The sequence below is a fragment of the Piscirickettsia salmonis LF-89 = ATCC VR-1361 genome, assembly GCF_000297215.2.
Classification (GTDB): domain Bacteria; phylum Pseudomonadota; class Gammaproteobacteria; order Piscirickettsiales; family Piscirickettsiaceae; genus Piscirickettsia; species Piscirickettsia salmonis.
Genome location: NZ_AMFF02000119.1, coordinates 1 through 1,969, shown reverse-complemented (window position 1 = coordinate 1,969; position 1,969 = coordinate 1). Strand labels below are relative to the sequence as shown.

Below are 1,969 nucleotides of genomic sequence, written 5' to 3'. Positions count from 1 at the left end.
TAAATTTTTCGCAACAGTGCTATAAGATTTAATCTCCCACCTAAGTGTCCAGTTTCATTGAACCACAATATATTGATTTGATTATTTTTTTAATATTTTAAAATAATTAATTTAAGTTTATATTACTTCCTCAGGACTTACGCATTGACAGCTGTTTTAAAACATGAATCCTGTTCCTTATTAAAAAATTAATTATTTTAATAAGTATTAACTATATTTTAGGAATATTAATGAAAATTAAAAGCTTGCTTATTGCTTCGATCTTTATTTTTTGCTTACAACTAACACATGCTTCTCCTTTGAGAGAAATTTACCATGATATTATTAATCAAACAGATATAGAAAAAAAACAAGAAGGAATTACATACAGTCTTACAGAAAATAATTTATTAAATGATGATTTCCTCATCCAATTTCCTGGCAAAGAGGTTTGGGGAAAAAGAGTAACAGACTATCCTGGATTTGAATTTAATCCGAGTTTAGATCTTGACTTTGGCCTACCTCATTGCCATACACAATCTCAATGTATGACTAATAGTTCTTGCTCTCATTTGGCTATATTTGATAATGGTGGAAATAAAAAACATATTAAAATGTGCAATGGCTATGCTGATCAAAAATTAGATCGTATCTACAATGCAATTGTTCATGCTGAGCGCTTTGTTGATATTACAACATTGGAAAGTTGGCCTGATTTAAAATTTAGGTCCACTCTTCGTAATGCTTTAACTGTCCTAGCTAAGACAGGGAAAAAGATCACCGTTCGTATGCTGGCTGGAGTATATCAGCCCTTCCCCAGTAAGCAATCGTCAAATGAACAGATTCAAAGGAAGTTTTTTGCTAATAATTATGTAACTTGGTACTTTTTAGATGACTTAATTAGGGATATAAAAAACATTCCAGAGTCTAATTTAGATATCTATGTTGCTGGTATGCGTAGTTGTTCAGGCACTTGTGACCCTGATGTTCAAATGTCTTTATCTTGGAATCATTCAAAAATCATTAATATTGATGGTAAAAAAATCATCAGTGGTGGCTTAAATATGTATAGCACAGACTACTTGATGAAAAACCCAGTCTTTGACTTAATGATCGAAATACAAGGACCAGTAGCGAATAAGGCACTTGGTTTTACTAATTTACTATGGGATTTTGTTAAAAATAACATTTATAGTTTTTTAAATGTTATTGAATATTCTGCAAGAAAAGAGAATCAATACAGAATTGTTAAGTCTGATTTGCCAAAACATCATTTACACGCTAACGATAGCCCTTCTGGAAGTGTAGAGATACTCTCAATTGGGCGCACTGGGTATGGTTTATATACGAAGGATTCAGCAGAAAAAAATAATAATTCAGACTATGCTTTATATGATTTATTGAGTAGGGCAAAGAAAAGCATTTACTTAGCACAGCAAAGTCTTAAGGCAAACTTTAATATTTGGCCTTATGATACTACTGATCAAGCACACACTAATTTTATTAGTGCTTTGGCTAAGCTCATTGTGAATAAAGGTAATGTATATATTGTAACTTCACCTTACAATGATGGTTCTTTACTAGAATTAGGATATTTGTCTTCAGCCAGTCCTGAAGAGTTATGGAATAAAATTAAAAATGAAACGATAGCCATGTACCCAAATCTTACTGAAAGTAGAATTAATAAGAAGTTATGTAATAAGTTGCACATTTCAGAAATTAGATTCAATAATCATGATACCGTATGGGGAGATGGTTCAAAAATAACAGATCACTATAAATTTATGATGGTAGATAGACAGATGTTTTATGTAGGGTCTCAGAACTTTTATCCATCAGGCCTTCAAAATTATGGCCATATTATTAATGACACTAAAGCAGCAAGAATAGTTAGACGCGATTTTTGGAAACCTCTTTGGGTATATTCTGCTAAAACAGAATATAAGCCTGAACAGTGTACCCTTTCTAAAGCACTGTTGCGAAAAATTTA

The 1,969-nt window shown here is 31.6% G+C and carries 1 protein-coding gene; it reads left to right on the top strand.

Features of this window, described 5'->3' with window-relative positions:
- Window positions 1-230: 230 nt before the first annotated feature.
- Window positions 231-1,969, top strand: a 1,739-nt coding sequence (locus C200_RS11625) for a phospholipase D-like domain-containing protein (RefSeq protein WP_016212146.1), incomplete at its 3' end; no start/stop codon positions are given.